The 3,480-nt window shown below is 62.0% G+C and carries 2 protein-coding genes; both read right to left on the bottom strand.

Going from position 1 to position 3,480, the window contains the following annotated elements; translation table 11 throughout:
• A partial coding sequence (locus Q0J81_RS10840; RefSeq protein WP_294447845.1) for a signal peptidase II occupies positions 1-258 on the bottom strand: 258 nt, incomplete at its 3' end.
• Complete coding sequence (gene ileS, locus Q0J81_RS10835; RefSeq protein WP_294447844.1) at positions 255-3,110, bottom strand: isoleucine--tRNA ligase; 2,856 nt, start codon at positions 3,108-3,110, stop codon at positions 255-257. The genes ileS and Q0J81_RS10840, both read right to left, overlap by 4 nt.
• Positions 3,111-3,480 lie beyond the last annotated feature (370 nt).

Below are 3,480 nucleotides of genomic sequence, written 5' to 3'. Positions count from 1 at the left end.
ATGCACGATGACGACCGTCACGAGCAACGCCGCTCCCAGAAAGAGCCAGAACTGCCAGCTCGTTTCCTCGCTGTTCAGAAAGCCGAAGGCCGCGCCGCGGTTGAGCACGTGGACGATGTTGAAGCATCCGTCAATGACGGAAAAACCCTGTCCCACGGCAAGGCCTGCCGTTATGGCCGCCTTGGTGAGCTGGTCCAGCACAAGCCAGACCAGCGCCACCGAAAAGACGACGACATGGCGGTTTACCGCCCCTTTCACTCTTTTTCTCCGGCCTCAAGTTCCTTCATGACCGCAGCGCAGCGCGGGCACAGCGTGGGATGCTCGGGATCGGCGCCGATCTTGTCCGAGTACATCCAGCAGCGTTCGCACTTTTCGCCGTCGGCCTTCTTCACGCGCACGGCAAGGCCGGGGCACTCGTCGAGCTGAGCGTTGGCCAGCGCATCCACGGGCGCGTCCTTGAAGGGCGCAACATCAAGCTGCGACACGATGCACACCGAGCGCATGTCGGCCCCGCTGTCGGCAATGGCGGCACGGAGCTTGTCGTCCACGTACAGGGTGATGTGGGTGTCGAGCGCATGGCCGATGACGCCTTCCTTGCGCAGAGGCTCAATGGCGCGGGTGACGCCCGCACGGATGTCCATGACCATTTCCCACGCGCCGCGCTCGTCGTCGGACAGACGGAACTTCGAGGCGTCCACGGAAGGCATGGCGAACACGGTGACCACGGGCCTGCCTTCGGCGTCCACGGGCTTCAGGGCCTCGGGAATGTAGCGGAACGCCTCTTCCGCCGTGAAGCTCATGATGGGCGCCATGTCGCGCAGCATGATGAGCAGCATCTGATACAGCGCGCTCTGGGCGGAACGACGCTCGGCGCTGTCGGGCAGCGAGGAGTACAGACGATCCTTGAGCACGTCGAGATAGAAGGCCGAAAGTTCCGTGGCGCACAGGCCGTGCAGTCCCTGGAACACCTTGTGGAACTCGTATTCCTGATACGCGGTTTCCGCGCTTTCATGGAAGGCGGCCACGAGGCTCAGCGCGTAGCGGTCGAGCGGCTTCATGGAGGCGAAGGGCACGAGCTTTTCGGGCGTGAGATCGTGAATGCTGCCGAGAATGTAGCGGCAGGTGTTGCGGATGCGGCGATAGGCGTCCACAAGGCGCTTCATGATCTCTTCGGAATAGCGGATGTCCTCGCGGTAATCCACGGAAGCGACCCACAGGCGCAGCAGTTCCGCGCCGTACTTGTCGATGACTTCCTGAGGCGCCACCACGTTGCCCACGGACTTGGACATCTTGCGGCCGTTGCCGTCCACCACGTAACCGTGCGTGAGCACGGCCTTGTAGGGCGGAATGTCGCGGGTGCCTTCGGCCACGAGCAGGGAGCTGTGGAACCAGCCGCGGTGCTGGTCGGAACCTTCAAGGTACAGATCGGCGGGAACGCGGCCTTCGGGACGCTTTTCCATGACCGCGGCAAAGCTGGTGCCGGAGTCGAACCACACGTCGAGAATGTCGTCTTCCTTCTCCCAGTGCTTTCCGCCGCAGTGCGGGCAGGTAAGCCCTTCGGGAGCGATTTCGGCAACGTCATGCTCATACCAGTAGTCGCAGCCCGTAGGATGCGTGGCAAAGCGCGAGGCGATTTCGCGCATCCAGGCCGGATCGTTCCACACTTCGCCGCAGTCCTTGCAGATGAGGGCGAGAATGGGCACGCCCCACATTCTCTGGCGGGAAATGCACCAGTCGGGACGCGATTCCACCATGTTGTAGATGCGGCCCTGACCCCAGGCAGGAATCCACTTCACCTGGTTCTTGATGGCGTCGAGCGCCTTGGCGCGCAGATTGCCCGGTTCCATGCCGATGAACCACTGCGTGGTGGCGCGGAAAATGACGGGATTCTTGCAGCGCCAGCAGCAGGGATAGGAATGGGTGATGTCCTGACGGGCCAGAAGATGGCCGAGCTCTTCCACCTTGGCGATGACGGCGGGGTTGGCGTCGAAGACCTGCATTCCGGCGAAGAATTCCACGGAAGGCAGGAAGCGGCCCTCGTCGTCGAGGGGAGAATACACGTCAAGGCCGTACTTCATGCCCACTTCATAGTCCTCGCGGCCGTGACCGGGAGCGGTGTGCACGCAGCCCGTGCCGGCGTCGAGGGTGACGTGCTCGCCGTTGATGATGAGCGAAGGACGGTCGATGAAGGGATGACGGGCCTCAAGACGCTCCAGCCTGTCGCCGGTGGTCTCGCCGATGACGGTGTAGTCGGTCCAGCCGAAGGTCTTTGCGCAGCCCTCCACGAGCTCGGCAGCCAGAATGTACTGGCTTCCGCCGGTCTCCACGAGAGCATAGCGGAATTCGGGATGCACGCACACGGCAAGGTTGCTCGGCAGCGTCCAGGGCGTGGTGGTCCAGATGACGATGTAGGCGCGCGAGACGTCGGCGTTCGGGAACACGTCCGTGAGTTTCGGATCGGACAGCGGGAAGCGCACGTAGATGGAAGGCGAGGAAAGATCGCGGTATTCCACTTCGGCTTCGGCAAGGGCGGTCTTGCAGTGGCAGCACCAGTAGATGGGCTTCTTGCTGCGCACCACGCCGCCCCGTTCCACAAAGGTGGCCAGTTCCGAGGCGGTCACGGCCTCATATGCCGGGTCCATGGACATGTAGGGATGCTCCCAGTCGCCGAGAACGCCGAGGCGCTTGAATTCCTTGCGCTGAATGTCAAGGAACTTCTGCGCGTACTGACGGCAGCGCTTGCGGATGACGTGCGCGGGCAGATCCTTCTTCTTGTCGCCGAGCTCAAGTTCCACGTTGTGCTCGATGGGCAGACCGTGGCAGTCCCAGCCGGGAATGTAGCCGGTCTTCCAGCCCATGAGGTTGCGGGACTTTATGATCATGTCCTTGAGAATCTTGTTCAGCGCCGTGCCGAGATGAATGTGTCCGTTGGCGTAGGGCGGGCCGTCGTGCAGCACGAATTCGCCCCGGGAGCCGGAAGCGTCCTGCATGAGCTGGAACACATTGTTCTCTTCCCAGAACTTCAGCATTTCCGGTTCCTTCTGAACCAGATTCGCCTTCATGGGAAAACCGGTGACAGGCAAATTCAGCGTTTTCTTATATTCAGCCATGAGGCTTTCCTCCGGGCGCGGGAACGCGCCATGGTATTCCTTGCGGGGCACGCGGTCAGAGACCGCTCTCCGAAAGCAGTCGAAAAAGGTATGTTTTCCCGCGTCGGGAGGAAATGTCAAGCGCAATTTCCCATGAAAAGGCCCTCGGCCCGGCACGCTCCTTCCCCGCCGCTGCGCACGGAAAATATCATCCCGCTTTTCGCCTCCCTGTGGTATCCCGCCGAAAGACCATGAAAAAAGGAAGCGCCCTCATGATCCTTGAAAACAAAGGACGGCTCTCTCTTCGCGTGCTGCACGTCGCTGCCGCAGCCTCGTGGCTCGGCAGCGTGCTGTGCGTGCTCACGCTCGTGCACGAAGCGCCGCTTGCCGG

The organism is uncultured Mailhella sp. (genome assembly GCF_944324575.1).
GTDB lineage: Bacteria > Desulfobacterota > Desulfovibrionia > Desulfovibrionales > Desulfovibrionaceae > Mailhella.
Note: the sequence above shows the minus strand (reverse complement) of the source record. Positions and strands in the feature narration are given on the sequence as shown.

Excerpts from the sequence above, each read along its gene's own strand:
- ileS (WP_294447844.1), bottom strand. The coding sequence starts at position 3,110 with ATGGCTGAATATAAGAAAACGCTGAATTTGCCTGTCACCGGTTTTCCC.